Source organism: Actinomadura sp. 7K507, from assembly GCF_004348425.1.
Classification (GTDB): Bacteria; Actinomycetota; Actinomycetes; order Streptosporangiales; family Streptosporangiaceae; genus Spirillospora.
In genome coordinates this window covers 47951-68267 of record NZ_SMKK01000014.1, presented here as the reverse complement: position 1 = coordinate 68267, position 20317 = coordinate 47951, and the positions used below count along the sequence as shown (strand labels likewise).

At 70.9% G+C, this 20317-nt stretch carries 18 protein-coding genes; 6 read left to right on the top strand and 12 right to left on the bottom strand.

Annotation, left to right across the window (positions count from 1 at the left end; all coding sequences use genetic code 11):
• Both E1285_RS05575 and E1285_RS05570 read right to left on the bottom strand, forming a co-directional pair.
• The coding region (locus E1285_RS05575; RefSeq protein WP_132148737.1) for a hypothetical protein at positions 1 to 202 on the bottom strand (202 nt) is incomplete at its 3' end.
• 119 nt (positions 203 to 321) lie between these two features.
• Positions 322 to 1002, bottom strand: a complete 681-nt coding sequence (locus tag E1285_RS05570; protein ID WP_132148735.1) for a TetR/AcrR family transcriptional regulator — start codon at positions 1000 to 1002, stop codon at positions 322 to 324.
• 102 nt (positions 1003 to 1104) lie between these two features.
• On the opposite strand from E1285_RS05570, the gene E1285_RS05565 reads away from it, so the two are divergent.
• Together E1285_RS05565 and E1285_RS05560 are read left to right on the top strand one after the other, a co-directional pair.
• Positions 1105 to 2868 carry an ABC transporter ATP-binding protein gene (locus E1285_RS05565; protein WP_165966470.1) on the top strand — a complete coding sequence of 588 codons (1764 nt, stop codon included), beginning with the start codon at positions 1105 to 1107 and terminating at the stop codon, positions 2866 to 2868.
• 2 nt (positions 2869 to 2870) lie between these two features.
• Positions 2871 to 4613: an ABC transporter ATP-binding protein gene (locus E1285_RS05560; RefSeq protein ID WP_132148731.1), complete on the top strand. Its 1743-nt coding sequence runs from the start codon at positions 2871 to 2873 to the stop codon at positions 4611 to 4613.
• Positions 4614 to 4640: 27 nt separating this feature from the next.
• Here the strand turns inward: E1285_RS05560 and E1285_RS05555 are convergent, their stop codons facing one another.
• From E1285_RS05555 to E1285_RS05540, 4 genes are all read right to left on the bottom strand, one after another.
• Positions 4641 to 5027, bottom strand: coding sequence for an ankyrin repeat domain-containing protein (locus E1285_RS05555; RefSeq protein WP_132148729.1), 387 nt, complete (start codon positions 5025 to 5027; stop codon positions 4641 to 4643).
• Between the two features lie 101 nt (positions 5028 to 5128).
• Complete coding sequence (locus tag E1285_RS05550) at positions 5129 to 6592, bottom strand: catalase (RefSeq protein ID WP_132148727.1); 1464 nt, start codon at positions 6590 to 6592, stop codon at positions 5129 to 5131.
• A gap of 98 nt (positions 6593 to 6690) precedes the next feature.
• Entirely contained in the window at positions 6691 to 8226 is a 1536-nt protein-coding gene (locus tag E1285_RS05545; protein WP_132148725.1) for an AMP-binding protein, read from the bottom strand.
• Positions 8223 to 9032, bottom strand: coding sequence for a crotonase/enoyl-CoA hydratase family protein (locus tag E1285_RS05540; RefSeq protein WP_132148723.1), 810 nt, complete (start codon positions 9030 to 9032; stop codon positions 8223 to 8225). The genes E1285_RS05545 and E1285_RS05540 overlap by 4 nt, the downstream gene beginning before the upstream one ends.
• A 78-nt stretch (positions 9033 to 9110) precedes the next feature.
• Between E1285_RS05540 and E1285_RS05535 the strand changes: the two genes are divergently transcribed.
• The gene (locus tag E1285_RS05535; RefSeq protein ID WP_132148721.1) at positions 9111 to 9911 is read left to right on the top strand and encodes a hypothetical protein; all 801 of its coding nucleotides are present in this window, start codon (positions 9111 to 9113) and stop codon (positions 9909 to 9911) included.
• On the opposite strand, the gene E1285_RS05530 is transcribed toward E1285_RS05535, so the two are convergent.
• Entirely contained in the window at positions 9893 to 11137 is a 1245-nt protein-coding gene (locus E1285_RS05530) for a hypothetical protein (protein ID WP_165966469.1), read from the bottom strand. The two genes, E1285_RS05535 and E1285_RS05530, sit on opposite strands and share 19 nt — an antisense overlap.
• A gap of 145 nt (positions 11138 to 11282) precedes the next feature.
• On the opposite strand from E1285_RS05530, the gene E1285_RS05525 reads away from it, so the two are divergent.
• Together E1285_RS05525 and E1285_RS05520 are read left to right on the top strand one after the other, a co-directional pair.
• Positions 11283 to 12227 (top strand): NAD-dependent epimerase/dehydratase family protein, encoded by a 945-nt coding sequence (locus tag E1285_RS05525; protein ID WP_132148717.1) that lies wholly within the window; start codon positions 11283 to 11285, stop codon positions 12225 to 12227.
• Between the two features lie 2 nt (positions 12228 to 12229).
• Entirely contained in the window at positions 12230 to 13054 is an 825-nt protein-coding gene (locus tag E1285_RS05520; protein WP_132148747.1) for a glycosyltransferase family 2 protein, read from the top strand.
• Here the strand turns inward: E1285_RS05520 and E1285_RS05515 are convergent.
• The 4 genes from E1285_RS05515 to E1285_RS05500 form a co-directional block, all read right to left on the bottom strand.
• Entirely contained in the window at positions 12952 to 13521 is a 570-nt protein-coding gene (locus E1285_RS05515; protein ID WP_132148715.1) for a GtrA family protein, read from the bottom strand. The two genes, E1285_RS05520 and E1285_RS05515, sit on opposite strands and share 103 nt — an antisense overlap.
• Positions 13521 to 14285, bottom strand: a complete 765-nt coding sequence (locus E1285_RS05510; protein ID WP_132148713.1) for a class I SAM-dependent methyltransferase — start codon at positions 14283 to 14285, stop codon at positions 13521 to 13523. Before E1285_RS05510 ends, E1285_RS05515 begins: the two co-directional genes overlap by 1 nt.
• 14 nt (positions 14286 to 14299) lie before the next feature.
• Positions 14300 to 15466 (bottom strand): NAD-dependent epimerase/dehydratase family protein, encoded by a 1167-nt coding sequence (locus E1285_RS05505; protein WP_132148711.1) that lies wholly within the window; start codon positions 15464 to 15466, stop codon positions 14300 to 14302.
• Between the two features lie 364 nt (positions 15467 to 15830).
• Positions 15831 to 17867 (bottom strand): catalase, encoded by a 2037-nt coding sequence (locus tag E1285_RS05500; protein WP_132148709.1) that lies wholly within the window; start codon positions 17865 to 17867, stop codon positions 15831 to 15833.
• 267 nt (positions 17868 to 18134) lie between these two features.
• On the opposite strand from E1285_RS05500, the gene E1285_RS05495 reads away from it, so the two are divergent.
• Entirely contained in the window at positions 18135 to 19280 is a 1146-nt protein-coding gene (locus E1285_RS05495; RefSeq protein WP_132148707.1) for an NDMA-dependent alcohol dehydrogenase, read from the top strand.
• A 30-nt stretch (positions 19281 to 19310) separates the two neighbouring features.
• Here E1285_RS05495 and E1285_RS05490 read toward each other — a convergent pair whose 3' ends face one another.
• The gene (locus E1285_RS05490; protein ID WP_132148705.1) at positions 19311 to 20288 is read right to left on the bottom strand and encodes a hypothetical protein; all 978 of its coding nucleotides are present in this window, start codon (positions 20286 to 20288) and stop codon (positions 19311 to 19313) included.
• Positions 20289 to 20317: the final 29 nt, after the last annotated feature.

Sequence of the window (20317 nt, the reverse complement as noted above, 5' to 3'; positions counted from 1 at the left end):
ACCCGACACTGCGCTCGAAATACGCCTGTGCACGCGCCGAGAGTTCGGCGACGTTCTCCTGGAAGCCGTAGGGCGTGTCCAGCAGCACCGCCGACGCCGGACGCAGCCGCTCGACCAGATCCCGGTGCACGCTCACCATCGTCGGGCTGGTCTCGCCGGAGCCCATCAGCGCCAGCAGCGGCCCCCGCTCCTCGCCGCTCAAGCCGCCCAAACCGCCCCCCGAACCCGCAGAACCGCGTCCCCTCCGAACACGCTCATACCCGCGAGCATCGCACCGCCCCACCGGCCCGTCCACGGCGCTCCCCGCCGGGCCGCCTCCGCCTACTCCGGCGTCGCCGAGGCGGCCTGTGCGAGGAGGCCGTTCACGAAGGCGCGGAGGCCCAGGGGGTAGGTGTCCTGTCCTGACACCTCGCCCCACAGGTCGCCGATGGCGGCCAGGTGAGGCAGCTGGGACGCGTCGAGCGTGCTCAAGGACCTGGGGCGCAGGTCGCCGGCCCGTTTGCGGGCGCTGTTGGTGCGGACGAGGACCTCACCGACCGTGTAGTACCAGATGCTGCGGAAGACGAAGACGGACTGGGCGGGCGTGCACCCGTAGTCGGCGGCTCCGGCCACGATGGCTTCGACCATCCACAGTGCCGGTGCGTCGAGACGGCCGAGGAACCCGTCGGTCGTGACGGCTTCCGCGGCCCATGGCCAGTCGGCGGCGGCGTCGTGCATGGCGATGGCGCCCGCGATGATGCGCTCCCGCGGGTCGCTCGGCAGTTCGGGGCGTTCGAGCCGGCCGAGGTAGTCGTTGAGCACCAGGACCAGCAGGTCCTCCTTGTCCCGGACGTGGTGGTACAGGGTCGTGGGCCCGATGCCGAGTTCGGAGGCCAGCCGGCGGACGGTCAGCTTCTCCCAGCCCTCCCGGTCGATGATCCGGCGGGCCGCCTCCAGGATCTGCGCACGTGACGTGCGGGGCGGGCGGCCGGTGCGTCCTTGCGGCGCTGGCGGTCGGGACATCGTTCCATCATGCCGTCCCGCCGGTCCCGTGCCGTGCGGCCGGTGCAGGTCCGCCCCTTCCACGGCCGACGGTCGCCGGATCGCGTGTGCTACTTTCGGAACATGTTCGAAAAGTCGATTGGTCTCGGGGAACTGCTGCGTCCCGTCCGGGGGCGGCTGGGGACGGCGATCGCGTTGCAGGCCGTCGCGGCGGCGGCGGCCGTGGTGCCGCTCGCCGCGGTGGCCGAGCTGGCGCGGGCGCTGACGGCGGCAGGCCCGGTCGACCGGGAGCGGGCCTGGACGGTGGCCGCGGTCGCGGCGGGCGCGCTGGTGGTGTGGCTGCTGCTCACCTCGGCGGCGGGGGCGCTCGCGCATCACGCGGATCTGGATTTCCAGCTGTCGGTCCGGCGCCGCCTCGTCGGCAAGCTGGGGCGCGTGCCGCTCGGATGGTTCACCGATCGGGGCGCCGCCGGTATCTCGAAGTCGGTCCAGCACGACGTGGACGCGATGCACCATCTGGTGGCGCATTCGCTGCTGAGCTTCACCTCCGTCGCGGTCACGTCGCTGGTGTCGCTCGCCTACCTGTTCTGGGTGGACTGGCGGATGGCGCTGATCCTGCTGGTCCCGATCGTGCTCGGAATCGCCTTGTTCGCCCGGCGGATCGTGGGGATGACCGCCGGAATGGCGGCCTACGAGCAGGCGCTGCAGCGCATCATCGGCAGTGCCGTCGAATTCGTCGAGGGCATCGCCGTCGTGAAGATGTTCGGGCAGGCCAAGCGTGCGCACCGGCAGTACGCGCAGGCCGCCGACGACTTCGCGGAGTTCCTGATGGCGTGGCTTTCGGGCAACAACCGGGCGGCCGCCGCCTCGGCGCTGGCGTTGAGCCCGATCACCATCCTGCTCACGGTCCTGGTGGGCGGCACGGCACTGGTCTCCGCCGGGCAGCTGGACGCGCTCGACCTGCTGCCGTTCGTGATCCTCGGGCTGGGGCTGGCCGCGCCCCTCCACGCGCTGGACTTCCACGGCGAGGACATGGAGATGGCGAGCGCGGCCGCCAAGCGGGTGGGGACACTGCTCGCCGTACCGGAACTGCCGGTGCCTGCCGAGCCGCGCCTGCCGGAGAGCCACCGGGTGGAGTTGTCCGGTGTGGAGTTCGCCTACGACACGGAACGGCCCGTGTTGAGCGACATCGACCTCGCGCTCGAACCGGGCACCGTGACCGCGCTGGTCGGTGCGTCGGGCTCGGGCAAGACCACCCTGGCGAAGCTGCTGCCCCGGTTCTTCGACCCGACCGCCGGCACCGTCGCCATCGGCGGCGTGGACGTGCGCGAGATCGCGCCCGACCGGCTGTACCGGCTGGTGTCGTTCGTCCTCCAGGACGTCCGGCTGCTGGACGCCAGCGTGCGCGACAACATCCGCCTCGCCCGTCCCGACGCGGACGAGGAGACCGTGCGCCGCGCGGCGCGGGCCGCGGCCATCGACGAGCGCATCCGTGCGCTGCCCGGCGGTTACGACTCGATGGTCGGCAGGGACGTCCGCTTCTCCGGCGGCGAGGCGCAGCGGCTGTCCATCGCCCGCGCGATACTCGCCGACACCCCGATCGTCGTGCTCGACGAGGCGACCGCGTACGCCGACCCGGAATCGGAGGCGCTGATCCAGGACGCCCTGTCGGAGCTGGCGGCCGGGCGGACCGTGCTCGTCGTCGCGCACAGGCTGGCCACGGTCGCCGGAGTCGACCGGATCGTGGTGCTCGACCAGGGCCGGATGGCCGAGCAGGGCACGCACGAGGAGCTGCTCGCCGCCGATGGCCGGTATGCGCGCATGTGGCGGCTGCAAGAGCAGGCCGGGGACGCGGGCGTCATCGCCGGCGCCCCAAGGGAGGGATGACGATGATTCGCCGACTGTTCACCGCGCTCGGCCCGGAGCACGACCGCGCACTGCGCCGGCTGCTCGTCCTGCTGGCCGCCGCCGCGCTGCTGCAAGGGGCGGCGTTCGTCCTGCTGGTCCCGGTCCTGCGGGAAGTGCTCGGCGGCGAACCGGAACGGGCCTGGCCGTGGGTGATCGCGCTCGCGGCGGCGTGGATCGGGTACGCGGCCGTGAACTATCCGGCGACGCTGGCCGGTCACGAGACCGGCACGAACGTGAGCCGCGACCTCCACCACCGGATCGGCGACAAGGTCGCCCAGCTGCCCCTCGCCTGGTTCACCACCGACCGTGTCGGCGGGCTCGGGCACCTGGCCGCGCATCGCGTGGTCGACATCATGTCGGTGCCCGCGCACCTGCTGCGGCCGCTGGCCGACACGTGTGTCACGCCGCTGGTCGTGGTGCTGGCCATGTTCTTCTTCGACTGGCGGCTGGCCATCGCGATGGCCGCCGCCGGGGTGGCGGCGGCGGTGGCGTACCGGCTGGCGAGCCGCGGCATGCAGGCCGCCGACCGCCACGCGGACGCCGTCCACGCCGACGCCGCCGGCCGGATCGTGGAGTTCGCCCGCGCCCAGCCGGTCCTGCGCGCGTTCGGCCGGACGGCGCACGGGCACACCGCGCTCGACGGCGCGCTCACCGCCCAGCACAGGGCCGGCCGCCGGATGCTGCGCGCCGGCATGCCCGGCATCGTCGGGCTCGGCTTCATCGCGCAGGCGTCGTTCATCCTCCTGCTGGCCCTCGGCACCTACCTGGCGCTCGACGGCTCGCTGGGGACCGCCGAGCTGATCGCGCTGCTGGTGCTGGCGGCCCGGTTCGTCGAACCGGTCATGTTCACCGCCGAGCTCGGCGGCGCGATCCGGGTCGCCGAGAACGCGCTGACCGAGATCAACGAGCTGCTCGACACCGAGACGCTGCCCGAGCCGGAGGTGACGCGGCGGGCCGGCGGCGCCGATGTCGAACTCGACGGCGTGCGCTTCGGCTACGACGGCACCGCGGTGCTGGAGGGCCTGTCGATGCGGGTGCCGCAGGGCCGGATGACCGCGCTGGTCGGGCCGTCCGGCGCGGGCAAGACGACCGTGATCAAGCTGATCGCGCGGTTCTCCGATCCCGCTGCCGGGACGGTCCGGGTGGGCGGCGTGGACGTCCGCGAGATGCGGACCGAGGATCTGACCTCGCTCATCTCGGTCGTCTTCCAGGACGTCTACCTGTTCGACGGGACCGTCCTCGACAACGTGCGCGTCGGACGGCCCGACGCCACCGACGAGGAGGTCTACGCCGCGGCCCGCACGGCGCGGGTCGACGACGTCGCCGAACGCCTGCCGGGCGGCTGGGACGCGCCGGTCGGGGAAGGCGGCAGCCGCCTGTCCGGCGGTGAGCGGCAGCGCATCTCGATCGCGCGGGCCCTGCTGAAGGACACCCCGATCGTGCTGTTCGACGAGGCGACCGCCGCGCTGGACGCGGAGAACGAGCACGCCTTGCAGCAGGCGATGGCGGCCCTGTCGCGGGAGCGCACCGTCCTGGTGATCGCGCACCGGCTGCACACGCTGCGCGGGGCCGACCACATCGTCGTCCTCGACCAGGGACGCGCCGTGGAAGAGGGCGTCCACGAGGAGCTGCTCGCCCTCGACGGCCGATACGCCCACTACTGGCGGGAGCGCGACCGCGCGCACGGCTGGCGCCTGACCGGGTCCGCGGCCGCCGTCCGCTGACCGGCGAGGGTGCGCGGGACCCGCGGTTCAGCCGGTCAGCAGATGCTCCCGGCCGAACATGGCCGCGGTGTCCCGTGCGCTCGGCGTGCCCGCGTCGAGGTCCGCGCCCGCCTCGCGGAGCATGACCACGACGTCGTCCGCGCCCTTGAACAGGGCACCGGCGATGGGAGCCTGGTCGCGTGCGTTGCGCAGATCCGGGTTCGCCCCCCGGTCGAGCAGTGCGCGCACCGTCCCGGCGTGCCCGTGGTAGGCCGCGAGCATGAGCAGCGTGTTCGCGTTCCGGTCGGCCACGTCGACCGGGAGGCCGTGGTCGAGGAACTCGGCCAGTTGCCCGGTGTCGCCGTCCCGTGCGAGGTCCGCGGCGATCGCCACGACGCGCTCTGTCTGCTCGGGAGTCAGTCCAGCGTCGCTCATGAGTACGTCTTTCCTGGTCGACGTCTGCGGGATACCGGCCGAAGACCCGGCGTGGTGCACGTGACCGTGCACCACGCCGGGTCCGGGTTGGCGCGGGAGGCTCAGAGGTTGCCGGCCGCCAGCGCCTCGATCGCCTTGCGGACGCCCTCGCCGTAGGCGGGGTCGGCCTGGGTGCAGTTGGCGATGTGCCGCTCGACGGTGGCCTGCGAGGCGCCGTCGATCGCACGGGCGGTGTTCTCGAAGAGCACCTGCTGCTGCTCGGGGCTCATGTTCCGGAACAGGTTGCCGGGCTGCTCGAAGTAGTTGTCGTCGTCCTCGCGGAAGTTGAACCGGTCGGCGACGGCGCCCACGGCCTGGCTCGGCTCGCGGTAGGCGGGCTGCTCCGGCCAGCGGCCGTAGGAGTTCGGCTCGATGCCCGGGGTGGCGCCCTGGTTGCCGTCGACGCGCATGGCGCCGTCGCGGTGGTAGGAGTTCACCGGGTTCCTCGGCTGGTTGACCGGGATCTGGTGGTGGTTCACGCCCAGGCGGTACCGCTGGGCGTCACCGTAGGAGAACAGCCGGCCCTGCAGCATCTTGTCGGGCGAGAAGCCGATGCCCGGGACCACGTTGGCGGGGGTGAAGGCGGCCTGCTCCACGTCCGCGAAGTAGTTGTCGGGGTTGCGGTTCAGCTCCCACTCGCCGACCTCGATCAGCGGGTAGTCCTTCTTCGACCAGACCTTGGTGAGGTCGAAGGGGTGGAACCGGTAGTTGTCGGCGTCGGCCTCCGGCATGACCTGGACGCACAGCTTCCACTTGGGGAAGTCGCCGTTCTCGATCGAGTCGAAGAGGTCGCGCTGGTGCGACTCGCGGTCCTTGCCGATGAGCGCCTCGGCCTCGGCGTCGGTGAGGTTCTTGATGCCCTGCTGGGTGCGGTGGTGGAACTTCACCCAGAACCGCTCGCCCTCGGCGTTGACGAAGCTGTAGGTGTGCGAGCCGAAGCCGTGCATGTGGCGGAGCGACGCGGGGATGCCGCGGTCCGACATCACGATCGTGACCTGGTGCAGCGCCTCGGGGAGGTTGGTCCAGAAGTCCCAGTTGTTCTCGGCGTCGCGCATGTTGGTGCGCGGGTCGCGCTTCACGGCGTGGTTGAGGTCGGGGAACTTCAGCGGGTCGCGGAAGAAGAACACCGGGGTGTTGTTGCCGACGAGGTCCCAGTTGCCCTCGTCGGTGTAGAACTTCAGCGCGAAGCCGCGGATGTCGCGCTCGGCGTCGGCCGCGCCGCGCTCGCCGGCCACGGTGGAGAACCGGGCGAACATCTCGGTCTTCTTGCCGACCTCAGAGAAGATCTTGGCGTTGGTGTACCGGGTGATGTCGTTGGTCACCGTGAAGGTGCCGAACGCGCCCGACCCCTTCGCGTGCATCCGGCGCTCGGGGATGACCTCACGGTCGAAGTGGGCGAGCTTTTCCAGGAACCACACGTCCTGCAGGAGCATCGGACCACGGGGACCCGCGGTCACGGAGTTCTGGTTGTCCGGAACCGGCGCGCCGGCGACCGTGGTCAGTGGTTTCTGGTTGTTCTCAGGCAAAGCTCGCCCCTCCGTATGAGTCGTTGACCAGCACTCTAGCCCCTTATCTTGAATCATTCAAGTTAAGGGCGGCCCGGTGGGTGGGTCCCCGAGTGCGGTCACTCCCCGCCGCTGAACCGGGCGCGCAGGCTCTTGCGGTCGAGCTTGCCGACCGCGGTCTTGGGGATCGCGTCGCTGAAGACGATCTTGCGCGGCTTCTTGTAGGACGCCACCTTCCCGGTCACGTGCGCGACCAGCACCTCGCGGAGCCCGTCGTCCGGCACGGCCCCCTCGGCGAGGACGACGACGGCGGTGACCGCCTCCACCCAGCGCTCGTCGGGCGTGCCGACGACCGCGGCCTCGCGCACCGCCGGGTGCTCCAGCAGGACGTCCTCGACCTCGCGCGGGTAGACGTTGTACCCGCCGCTGATGATCATGTCGGACGTCCTGTCCTTGAGGAACAGGAAGCCGTCGCCGTCCAGGACGCCGACGTCGCGGGTGTGGACCCAGCCGTCGCGGAAGGTGTCCGCGGTCAGCTCCGGGGCGTCGAAGTACCCCGCGGCGGCCGACGGACCCCGCACGACGATCTCGCCCGGCTCGCCGGACGGGACCTCGCGGCCGTCCTCGCCCAGCAGCCGCAGGTCGATCTCGGCCACGAGCTGCCCGCAGGCGGCGAGCCGGTCGCCGGTGTGGTCCTCGGGCCGCAGCACCGCGATGCACAGCGGGATCTCGGTCTGCCCGTAGTACTGCCAGAAGCGCTCCCGGCCCCACACGCGCATGGCGCGCTCGATCACCGGACGCGGCATGGGCGAGGCGCCGTAGATGATCCGGCGCAGCGTGGAGACGTCGGCGGTCTCGAAGTCCGGGTTCTCGACCAGCATCTGGATCATGGTCGGCACCAGGTTGACCGCCGTGGCCCCGTAGCGGGTGATCGCCTTCAGGAACGGCTCCGGCGCGAAGCCGGGCAGGATGACGGTCCGGCCGCCGCGCAGCCACAGCGGCAGCACGAACACCCCGCTGGCGTGGATGAGGCTCGCCGCGTGCAGCATGACGTCCTCGTCCGTGGCCGGGAAGAGGTTGAGCAGGACGTTCCGGCAGATCCCCGCGTAGGACGCCTGCGTGTGCTGGGCCGCCTTCAAGGTGCCGGTCGTGCCGGACGTGAACAGGGTGAGGATCACGTCGTCGGAGCCGACCTCGACCTCGGGCAGCGTCGGGGGCACGCTCTTCGCCCGCTCCATGAGGGACGGTTCGCCGTCCAGGCCGGTCTCCAGGCCCAGGAACGTCACCCCTGGCATGGCGGCGGCCAGCTCGCGGGCGCGGTCGGCCAGGTCGGCGCCGAACACCACGAGTTCGCACCGGGTGTCGGTGAGCATCGTGACGTGCTCGGCGACCGACAGCCGCGAGTTGAGCGGGACGCGGTTGACGCCGCCCTTCACGCAGGCGAAGTCGAGCGGCACGCTGAGCAGGCTGTTGTTGACCAGGAGACCGACGCGCCCGTGGTGGCCGGCGCCCTCCCGCGCCAGCGCGTGCGCGAACCGGTTGCTGAGCTCGTCGACCTCGCCGAACGTCATCTCCTGGTCGCCGAACAGGACGGCGACCCGGCCGGTGTGCTGGCGCGCTCCGCGGACGATCAGCTCACGGGTGGTGGGGCTCATGGGGTGGTCTCCTCTCGGGGTGAAACGTCCGTGCCGGTGAAACGTCCGTGCCGGCCCTCGCCGGCGACGAAGCGGGCGGCGCCGTCCACGCCCTCGCGCACCACGATGGGGGCGCCCGCGGCCCCTTCGGCGCGCAGCGCCTCGGCCGTGGGCAGGTCCAGGCCGGCGTAGGTCGAGGCGCGGTCGGTCAGCACGCACTCGAACGGGAAGTCCGCGATCTGGGCGGCCAGCTCGCGGGCCGCGCCGACCGCCTCCCCGGGGTCGACGACGCGGTTGGCCAGGCCCATGGCGAGCGCCTCGCCGGCCTCGACCGGCCGTCCGGTGAGGATCAGGTCCATCGCCCGGCCCAGGCCGACGACCTGCGGCAGCCGGACGGTGCCGCCGTCGATGAGCGGCACGCCCCAGCGGCGGCAGAAGACGCCGAACACCGCGTCGCGCTCCATGATCCTCATGTCGGCGAGCAGGGCCAGCTCCAGCCCGCCCGCCACGGCGTACCCGCTGACGGCGGCGATGAGCGGCTTGCCGAGCCGCATCCGGCTCGGGCCCATCGGGCCGCTTCCGCCGCCTTCGGGGTCGAGTTCGTGGCGGCGGTCCGGGTCCCCGACCGCGCTCAGGTCGGCTCCGGCGCAGAACGTCCCCCCGGCCCCGGCGAGGACCGCCACGCGCTGCCCGGGGTCGGCTTCGAACGCCTCGAAGGCCTCGCGCAGCTCGGCGGCCATCGGGCCGTCCACGGCGTTGCGCCGGTCGGGGCGGTCCATCCAGATCGTGGTGGTGGTGCCCGCCACCTCGACACGCACGTCAGCCATCGTCACCTCCGGTCTACAGTGAACTGACCGATCTACTTGTAACGTACCTTGGAAATCTCCGTCTAGGAACTGTTATAAATGCCTGAGCTGACCGCACGCAAGCTCCTGCTCGACCTGGTCACGGCACGTCCGAACACCCGGGCCTCGATCGCCGCGCTGTGCCGGGCCGGGGAGATCGTGGGCCTGAGCGCGCCGAGCATCCGCATGGCCGCCAAGCGCCTGAACGAGGAAGGCGTGCTGGAACGCGACGGCCGCGGCGTCTACATCGCGCGCCCCGACCGGCTCCGCGCCTACGCCCACATCGAGCACTGGGCGACCCGCCACACCGCCCGCGTGCCATGGACGGGACGCTGGGCCGCCGTCGAGAACTCCGCCACCGCCCGAACCGACCGCGCGACCCTGCGCCACCACGACCGGGCCCTGCAGCTCATGGGATTCCACGCCTGGCGCGCCCTGCACGTCCGGCCCGACAACCTCCGCGGAGGCGTGGACGACCTCCGCCGCGTCCTCACCGAGACCGGCATGGCCCCCGACGCCGTCGTGTTCGCGATGGATCGGCTCGACCCGGCCACCGACGGGGAACTACGCCGCCTCTGGGACACCGGCGACCTCGGCGCCCGCCACACCAGGACGGCGGACGAGCTCACCCGGAGCCGCGAACGACTCGGCACCCTCAGCCCCGAGGAGTTCGCCCACGAGTCCATCCTGCTCGGCAGCCGGGCGATCGCCGCCATCCTGCACGACCCGCTGCTCCCCGAAGAGCTCTGCGACCCCGGACCGCACCGGCACCTGGTCGCGGTGATGAAGGAGTACCAGGACACCGCCCAGGCCGTCTGGGGGCGTCTCCTCGGCTTCGACGATCACGGCACCCCGGAATGAGCCCCCTCGTGAGCCGACCCCGGATCCCCGGACTCGGGCCGGCCGGACACCGGCGGGCGATCCGGCTCCCGGGCCGGAAGAGCGCGGATGAGGAACGCGATGATCAGCAGTGAGGACAGCGCCCACCAGACATGCGCGTCCGCCCAGCCCGCCCCGTCCAGGCGCGTCATGTACACGTAGCCGAAGGCGGCCCAGATGCTGGCGCCGATGTACACCGGCCAGGTCCCCCGCCCCCACAGCATGATGAGGTAGGGCATCGGCCACGCCAGGTACTGCGCGCCGAACCGGTAGGTCACGATGAGGAAGACCAGCAGCAGCGCGAGGGTCAGGGACACGGGGTCCGCCTTGCGCCACCACCAGAGGGCGCCGAGCAGCGCGAGCGCGAGCACCGGCGTACCGATGGTCCCGTAGACGGCGTCCACCGTCTGGTTGCCGCCGGTCGCGATCGCGGTCCATCCCCAGTCCCCCGCCACGGGACGCGCGGACAGCGACGCCGAAAGGGTCTCGGGCATCCGGTCGAGCGGGGTACCGAAGACCGGGATGCTGCTGAACAGGAACGCGAGCGGGACCACCGCCGTCCACACGACGACGGCGATCCGCTGGCGCATGGCGGGAAGGGCGAGCAGGACGCCCGGCAGAAGCAGCGCCGACCAGTTGGCCGACGTCACCGACAGCCCGATGAGCACCCCCGCCAGATGGAACCGGCCGTTGCGGGCGGCCAGGAGCGCCGCGACGCCCAGAGCCAGCGTGATGGGCCCGAACTGGCCGTGCAGGGCGCTCACCCCCAGCACCACCGGCGCACACGCATAGAGGAAGCCTCTCCGGGCACGGACCTCGGGGGACGGGTCCGTGCTCAGTCTCGCCACCAGCGGGATGAGAGCGAGGTCGGCCAGGACGGGCAATATCCGCCCGGTGACCTCCCAGGAGAGCCCCAGCAGTTCGCCCAGTTCCCGTACTCCGGCAAGGAGGTAGGCCAGGAACGGCAGGAAGTGCCAGCCGCCCTCGCGCAACTCGAAGAGGGGGTCGCGGCCGTCGCGGACGGCGTCGGCGGTGTCGCGGAAGTCCACGGCCAGGTCGTAGGGCTGCCAGGAGTCCTGGGCGGCGATCAGCATCACCACCAGCCGCAGCACCGCACCGACCGCCAGCGCCACCGCCAGCGGGGGCGCCCACCGCCTGCGCTCGGCCAGCAGGGCAAGGGCGAGACCGCCCGCAAGCGGCAGCCCCATCACCAGAACATGGATCACCGATCGCCTCTCATCCGTTGATCATCATGCCGGACCCGGTCCGGGTGGCCATTCGAGTCGGTACCCCGGCCGAGGTTCCGTTAGGGTCGGCGATCATACGTTTCACGAGCGCACGGTGGGTGAGCAAATGACAGGGACGACGGCCCAGCGGGGGGACCCCGGCCTGGAGGGCAAGCGGGTCCTGGTGACGGGAGGGGCCGGATTCATCGGCGGCCGCCTGGTCACCGCGCTGCTGGACGCCGGGGCGGAGGTCATCGTCACCGACCACCATCCCCACCCGGACCCAGCGGTCAAGTCGGTGGTGGGGGACCTGTGCGATCCCGAGGTGCGCCGCACCGCGGTCTCGGCCGGGCTGGACGGGATGGTCCACCTGGCCGCCGTGACCTCGGTCCTGCGGTCGATCGAGGACCCGGGAGGCGTCTACCGGCTGAACGTCGAGGCCACCGCCGACCTGCTGGAACTGTGCCGCGAGCGCGAGGTGCCGCGGGTGCTGTTCGCCTCCACCAACGCGGTGACCGGCGACGTCGGCGACACGCCGATCAGCGAGCGGCTGCCGCTGCGGCCGCTCACCCCCTACGGCGCCACGAAGGCGGCGGCGGAGATGCTGCTCAGCGCCTACACGGGCGTGTACGGCATGCAGACCTGCGCGGTGCGGTTCGCGAACGTGTACGGGCCGGGCATGCGGCACAAGGACAGCTTCGTGCCGCGGCTGATGCGGGCGGCGGCCTCGGACGGCGGCGTCCAGGTGTACGGCGACGGCACCCAGCTGCGCGACTACGTCCACGTCGACGACATCGTCCAGTCCCTGCTGCTCGCGTGGCGGACGGGCCGCACCGGCCCGCTCGTCGTCGGGTCGGGCTCGTCCACGAGCGTCAACGAGCTGATCGAGACGGCCCGGACGGTCACCGGCGCACCCATCCCCGTCGAGTACACCCCGGCCAAGGCGGGCGAGATGCCCGCGGTCGTCCTGGACATCTCCGAGGCGCACGCCCTCGGCTACCGGCCGCATCACGACCTCCGCTCCGGGATGGCGACGGTCTGGCCCGAATTCGCACCAGTGGAGGTCGCGTGACCATGACACACAACCGCGCCGGGGGCGACGTCGACGACGCGGCGGCGGCCGCCTTCGCCGACGAGTACGGCACGGAGCTTCCCCCGATCGCGGTCGTCATCGCCGCCTACGACGAGGAACGCGGCATCGGCGACGTCGTGCGCTCGATCCCCGCGATCGTCGCCGGACACCGCACCGCCGTGATCGTGGTGGTGGACGGCGCGACCGACAAGACCGCCACCGTCGCCCGCGAGCACGGCGCGATGGTCTGCGACGTGCCGGTCAACCGGGGGCAGGGGGCCGCGCTGCGGCTGGGCTACCGGCTCGCCCGCGAAGGCGGCGCCGAGTTCATCGTCACCACCGACGCCGACGGCCAGTACGACTCCGACCAGATCCCGCGGGTGCTGGACCCCGTGCTGGACGGGGACGCCGACTTCGTCACCGGGTCGCGGCTGCTGGGCCGGCAGGAGACCTACGACCGCGTCCGCCGCCTCGGCGTTCACGTCTTCGCCTGGCTGGTGAGCAGGCTGACCGGGCAGCGCATCACCGACACCTCGTTCGGCATGCGCGCGATGCGCGCCGAGGTCACCGGGGCCGTCACCCTGAAGCAGCCGCAGTACCAGTCGTCCGAACTGCTCATCGGCGTCATCTCCAGGGGCTACCGGGTGCGGGAGGTCCCGGCCACGATGCGGCTCCGCGCGGCCGGGACCACCAAGAAGGGCGGCAACCTGGTGTACGGCTACCGCTACTCACGCGTCGTCGTCGGGACCTGGTGGCGGGAGCGCCGCTCCTCGTCCTCCTCGCCCGCTCCGGGCCGGGTGTCCGGGCCGTCGGCGAAGACGAGGTAGTGGAACAGGACGAACTTCACCAGGAACATCACCCCGTAGACGGCGAGGAAGACCGCGCCGACGAAGACCGTCTGCCAGCCCCCGGACTCGAACCACCGGGGGCCCAGGCGGTGGGCCGCTCCCGTCGACCACGCGGCGATGGCCATGGTCGCCAGGGCGATCGCCCAATAGGGCACGAGCTCCCGCCACAGGGACGCGCGTCCCCGCCGTCCCCACGCCCACCGCCGGTTGAGGACGTAGTTCAGGCCGGCGCCCGCACCCCAGGCGACCACGGACGCCTTACCCGGGCTGAGCAGCCCGGGTCCGTACGTCGCCAGCAGCGCCGCCTCGCTGGCCACCGCGGCCAGCACCGAGCCGACCGTGTAGCGCGTGAAGATCATCCGGAGGGCTCGCCCGCCGCGGGACCGGGACGCCCCGGCCTTCGGCCGGTCGTCCGGGGAGCCGGACCGGTCGGTGTCGGCGCGCATCAGTCCCGCGATGTTCCCTGCTCGGCCGGTACCCGGGCGACCGCGAGGATCGACTGGCCGAAGGGCACCGGCAGGAACCGGTCCAGCACCCGGGTGACCGGGACGATCACCCGGTCGTACACGCCGACGGCGCCGCTGTTGGGCGCCGCCGCCCGGCCGAGCCGCATGGCCGCCCACCAGGCCAGGCCGCCGAGCAGGTTCACCGGCCGCGCCAGCTCGCACCCGAGCCCGGCCCGCTGGATCGCGTCCCGCAGCGTCTTGGGCGTGTAGCGACGGAAATGCCCGACCTTGCGGTCGAAGTCGCTGTAGAGGCTCTGGTAGCCGGGCACCCACAGCACGATCGTGCCGCCCGGGACGACCGAACGCGCCAGCGAGGCGAGCACGTCCGCGTCGTCCTCGAAATGCTCCAGCACGTTGATCGCCACCACCGAGTCGACCGGGCGGTCCAGGCGGTCGCCCGCGTCCAGGTCGAACTGGCGGACCTCGATCTCACCGGCGGTCTTCCCGGCGGTGAACCGCTCCTTCATCAGCGTCACGGCACCTGGGTCGACGTCAGTGACCACGAGGCGGTCCAGCCCGGAGAACTGGGACGAGAACTCGCCGAGCCCGGCGCCGACCTCCAGCACGCCGGCGCCGCAGTGCGGGGCGATCAGGTCGAACTGGTAGCGCCGGTAGCGGGGCTTGTCGGCGCCCGCGGACTCGGCCTCCCGGCCTTCGAGCCCGCGGCCGGTGGCGCGCGTGAACGCGCCCTGTGCGTCGTTCATGGGGCTCCCGGTCGTCACGTTTCCTGCACGGGTCCGGACTGCTCGCGCCAGTTGACCTTGGGACGCAGGGCCTCGTCCTTCACCCGGCCCGCGTACCGCTTCGCGACGTCGAACAGCGAAGTGATGAGCGTATCGGAGAGCAGGTGGGGGGACAGGCCGAGATCCAGCAGCCGGGTGTGCACCACGTTGTAGTAGTGCTCCTCGCGCTCGACGCGGGGGTTGTCGAGGTGGTCGATCCGGACGTCGCCCGGGAAGCACCGCTCGACGGTCTCGGCCATCTCCTGGACGGACTTCGCCTCGGTCATCTGGTTGAACACGCGGAACTCGCCGCGGTCGGCGGGGTTCTCGCACGCCAGCTGGACGCACCGGACGGTGTCCCGGATGTCGATGATCCCGCGGCGCTGGCCGCCGGTGCCGTACACCGTCAGCGGGTGCCCGAGCACCGCCTGGATGACGAACCGGTTCAGCACGGTGCCGAAGACGGCGTCGTAGTCGAACCGGGTCGCCAGCCGGTCGTCCAGCATGGTCTCGGGGGTCGCCTGCCCGTACACCACGCCCTGGTTGAGGTCGGTGGCGCGCAGCCCCCAGATCCGGCAGGTGAACTCCATGTTGTGGCTGTCGTGGACCTTCGACAGGTGGTAGAACGACCCGGGCCGCTTGGGGTACAGGACCCGGTCGCGGCGGCCCTTGTGCTCCACCTCCAGCCAGCCCTCTTCGATGTCGATCTCGGGCGTGCCGTACTCGCCCATCGTGCCGAGCTTGACCAGGTGGATGTCGGGGTCGATCTCCCCGATCGCGTACAGCAGGTTCATGGTGCCGACGACGTTGTTGACCTGCGTGTACACGGCGTGCTTGCGGTCGATCATCGAGTACGGGGCCGCCCGCTGCTCCGCGAAGTGCACCACGGCCTCCGGGCGGAACTCGCGCAGCATCCGGTACGTGAAGTCCGCGTCGGTCAGGTCGCCGACGTACACGTCCATCGACTCACCGGTCAGGTCGCGCCACGTCTCGACGCGGGTCTGCAGCGTCTCGATCGGCACGAGGCTCTCGACGCCGAGTTCGAAGTCGTACTGCCGCCGTGCGAAGTTGTCGGCGACGGCGACCTGGTGACCGCACTGCGACAGGTGCAGGGCGGTCGGCCAGCCGAGATATCCATCGCCGCCGAGGACTAGAACGCGCATGTACCTCTCCTGTCATTACCTCAAGCCACGACGGCCGGACGAGACCGCGATCGCGTCCCACCCCCTGGACGTGGTGAGGTGGGCCGGGTTGTCGGTGTGGCTGCCTCGAAGCGGTCAGCATGGTTCCCCCCAAGCGGTGCCGTAATCACCATGCGACCAGAGCTCACCTGGCGGACACACTACCGACCATCTCAGCCCGTCGGCCATCCGCGCACGACCCGGCCACGCCTGGCGGTCCGCTGTCCCGCTCGATTCTTTATGATCATCATGACAGCCCCCACGCCCAGATTCGACCCCGCGAACGGCGCGGCCGGTGCGTATCCGCACCGGCCGCGTTCGGGAAGGGATTCGCGAAAGGGAGGGGTCAGGCTGGGAAGGAGGAGAGTTCCCTGTCCCAGTGGCGGTGCTCGGCGACCGCGTCGTGGAATCGCCGCGCGAACGCGTCGCCCGCGCTCGGGCCGACGACGCCCTGGTCGCCCGGCAGGTTCGCGGCCTCCAGCAGCGGCTCCGCGCCCGGCAGGACGCCGACCGCCTTGCAGTGCTTGAACGCCTCGCGCATGAACTGGACGGCCTGCCCGTCGGCGACGAGTTCCCGTCCTCCGGCCGCCAGGACCGCGTCGTAGAGCACCGAGTTCGCCGCGCTCAGCTGCTTGTCGGCCGTGAACGTCGCCACGGTGCCCTCGTGCGGGGCGACGACGTCGCAGATCGCGCCCTGGTCGCGCAGCGCCTGCAGCACCGGCCGGAGGACGCCCGGGTCGCTCTGGTCGCCGACCAGCACGGCGATCTTGCGGGTGGCGATCGACTTCGGCTGGTTCTCCTGGCTGAGCGCCGGAGAGGACCTGCCGTGGTTGGTGACGGTCACGCTGGGCGGGTCGAAGCCGAGGCCCTTGGCCACCTGCGCCGCGAGGTCCCCGTCCACGTTGGCGAGCCGCTCGACGACCTTCTCCTTGATGTAGCGGCGCTCCACGTGCCCGAGCTCGAACAGCAGGGCGTTGACGATGTGGGTCTTCTCCCAGCCGGCCATGCTGTTCCAGAACAGCGTGGCCTGGCTGTAGTGGTCCTCGAAGCTCGGGCTTCGCCGGCGGATCTTCTCCCCCGACACCCGCTCCTGGTAGTGGCGGAACACCCCCGCCGTCTTCCCGGTGTCCGCGGCGGTCGCCGGGCAGCCGCCGCTGATCGAGTTCTTGGAGTAGGCCGTGTCGCTGTCGTGGATCATGTGCTGGTGGAAGCCGTCCCGGTGGTCGTTGTGCACGGGGGCGACCGGCCGGTTGACGGGGATCTGCTGGTGGTTCGGGCCGCCGAGGCGGAGGAGCTGGGTGTCGAGGTAGGAGAAGTTGCGCGCCTGCAGCAGGGGGTCGTTGGTGAAGTCGATCCCGGCGACGATGTTGGCGGTGCAGAACGCGACCTGCTCGGTCTCGGCGAAGAAGTTCTGCGGGTTCCGGTTCAGGACCATCGTGCCGATCGGACGCAGCGGCACCTCCTCCTCCGGGATGATCTTGGTGGAGTCGAGCAGGTCGAAGTCGAACGCGTGCTCGTCCTTCTCGTCCACGAGCTGGACGCACAGCTCGAACTCGGGGTAGTCGCCGCTGACGATGCAGTCCCACAGGTCGCGCCGGTTGAAGTCGGGGTCGTTGCCCTGGACGCGCAGCACCTCGTCCCACACCAGCGAGTACGTGCCGAGTTTCGGCCGCCAGTGGAACTTCACGAACGTGCCCTTGCCCTGGGCGTTGACGAACCGGAAGGTGTGGACGCCGAACCCCTGCATCATCCGGTAGCTGCGCGGGATCGCCCGGTCGGACATCAGCCACATGATGAAGTGCATGGTCTCGGGCTGCATCTGGACGAAGTCCCACAGGGTGTCGTGCGCCGACTGGGCCTGGGGGATCTGGTTGCGCGGCTCCGGCTTCACCGCGTGGACGAAGTCGAGGAACTTGATGCCGTCCTGGATCGGGAAGACCGGCATGTTGTTGCCGACCAGGTCGTAGTTGCCCTGCCGCGTGTAGAACTTGGTCGCGAAGCCCCGCACGTCCCGGACCGTGTCGGCCGACCCGCGCTCCCCGGCGACGGTGGAGAACCGCACGAACGTCGGCGTGACCAGGGACGGATCGCACAGGAAGTCGGCGCACGTGATGTCCTCCAGGGACTCGTGCACCCGGAACTCCCCGTACGCCCCGGACCCGCGCGCGTGCACCACCCGCTCCGGGATCCGCTCATGGTCGAACCGCGTGATCTTCTCGCGGGCGTGGAAGTCCTCCAGGAGTGTGGGCCCCCGCTCGCCCACCGACAGCCAGTTGTCGGTGTCGGCCACCCCGACGCCCTGGTCGGTCGTGTAGTCGGCGCCGTCCGACCGGACCCGGTCGTCCTCTAGTTGCCGCTGCTTGTCGTTGTCGCCGCCTGCCACTGAACCTCCCGCGGTGAGTCGATCGCGCTGTCCCGGGGGCGGCGTTGCACCGGCCCCCGCCCTTCATGGCACTAACCGGCAGCGGTCATCTGTAACGCGACATCAGCAAAGGAGGAGGCAAGGTTGTCCGGGCCGCACGGCCCCGCGCTCCGCGGAGGGGCGGGAGGAACGAGTCTCGATCGACATCGGCCCACCTCTAGCTTCCCGAATCAAGTTCTAGTATCCAAGAAGCACAATCGGCTCCGGCACTTCCATCGGGAGGCAACAGTGCAGACTCGAGCGGCGATCCTGTGGGAACCACACACCGACTGGAGCGTCGAGGACATCGAGCTCGACGACCCCAAGGCGGGCGAAGTCAAGATCAAACTCGCCGCGTCCGGCCTGTGCCATTCCGACGAGCACGTCGTCACCGGGGACATGGTCCTCAGCGACGAGATCGCGGCGCTGCTGGGCGCGGAGCAGTTCCCGCTCATCGGCGGCCACGAGGGCGCCGGCGAGGTCGTGGAGGTCGGCCCCGGTGTCACCACGCTGCAGGAGGGCGACCACGTCGTCCTGTCGTTCGTCCCGTCCTGCGGCCGCTGCCCCTCGTGCGCGCGGGGCCAGCAGCACCTCTGCGACATGGGCGCCGTGCTGCTGGCCGGACGGCAGATCAGCGACATGACCGCCCGGCACCACTCCAAGAGCGGCAAGGACCTCGGCACCATGTGCTGCACCGGCACGTTCGCGCCGTACACCGTGGTCAACGAGGCGTCCGCCGTCAAGATCGACGACTGGATCCCGCTCGACAAGGCCGCGCTGGTCGGCTGCGGCGTCACCACCGGGTGGGGCGCGGCCGTCAACGTGGCCAAGGTGCAGGCGGGCGAGAGCGTCGTGGTGATCGGCCTCGGCGGCATCGGCATGAACGCCGTGCAGGGCGCGGCCATGGCCGGCGCCCGCCACGTCATCGTCGTCGACCCGGTCGACTGGAAGCGGGAGAAGGCCACCGAGTTCGGCGCGACCCACTCCGCCGCGTCCCTGGAGGAGGCCGCCGCCAAGGTCATGGAGCTCACCTGGGGCGCCAACGCCGACAAGGTCCTCCTCACCACCGGCGTCGCGACCGGCGACCTCATCAACCCGATGATGAGCATGGTCGCCAAGGGCGGCCGCGGTGTCGTGGTCGCCGTCGCGCCGATCCTCCAGGAGGACGTCAAGCTCAACCTGTTCGACCTGGCGATGCAGCGCAAGGAACTGGTCGGCTGCATCTTCGGCAACGCCAACCCGCGCCGCGACATCCCGCGCCTGCTGCGCCTCTACGACGAGGGCAAGCTCAAGCTGGACGAGCTGGTCACCACCACCTACACCCTCGACCAGGTCAACCAGGGGTACCAGGACATGCGGGACGGCAAGAACATCCGCGGCATGATCAAGTACTGACCCGCCCGCGCCTGGCCACCGGTTCCCGTCTCACAGCGTGTGGCGGTACCAGCCGCCGTTGGAGCCGGTGGTCAGGAACGAGCGGTCTCCCAGGGGCACGATGTCCTCCCTGTCGAAGAACTCGGAGGGCATCGGTCCCAGTACCCGTCCGGTCCGGACGTCGACCAGCTGGTTGTGGTGGAAGTCGAGGTCCTGCGGCTCGTCGTCGTCCTCGTCCTCGGCCAGCTCGCCGCGGACGGAGACGATCGCGGTTTCGGCGTCGAGGTAGCCCACGATGAAGCCGATGAAGAACGTCTCGTACTTGTCCTCGTCGTAACCGAGCGCCTCGGCCGAGACGATGACGTCCTCCTCCTCGCCGGGGAACGTGCGGATGACGAGTTCTTCGAGCAGGCTTCCCCGCACCTCCCGGACCGTCATCAGGCGGGTTCCGTCCGGGGACAGGGCGCACAGCATCGAGTTCCACTCGTACTCGGTCAGCGCGATTCCGGTGCCGTCCAGCCGGGCGCTGTAGATGCGCGACCCGTCCTGCCCCTCGCCTACTTCCAAAAGGATTTGCTCGCCATCCGGGTGGACGTAATGCTCTGCGCCGTGACCGGCGCTTCCCAGGTCGACCTGCCCGAGGACGTTCCCCGTGGCCGCGTCGAAGGCGAGCCACTGGTCAGTGTGGTCGCGTCCCTTCATGGCGAGGTCGGGCCGGTAGAGCCACACCACGTCGCCCTTCAGCGAGAACTCGCAGTAGGCCCTGCCGTTCATGTATTGCTCGGCCGGTGCCTCGAAGTCACTCCGCCACCTGGCGGTACCGTCACGCTCCACGCAGATGAGGGCTTCGTCGGTCGTGTACGCGGCACACTCCAGATCGGGCGCCGCCGCATGACCGTACGGCTTGCCTTCGGCGGGAAACGCCGCCGCGCGTTCAAGGAGGCCGCCGTTGGCGACCGGACGGGACAGGTCATAGGCGGCAACCGCATTCAGTGTCGCCTTTGTCAGGATTCGCGGATTCATGGTCACGCCCCCGCACGCTAGCCGGTCGGACCGGA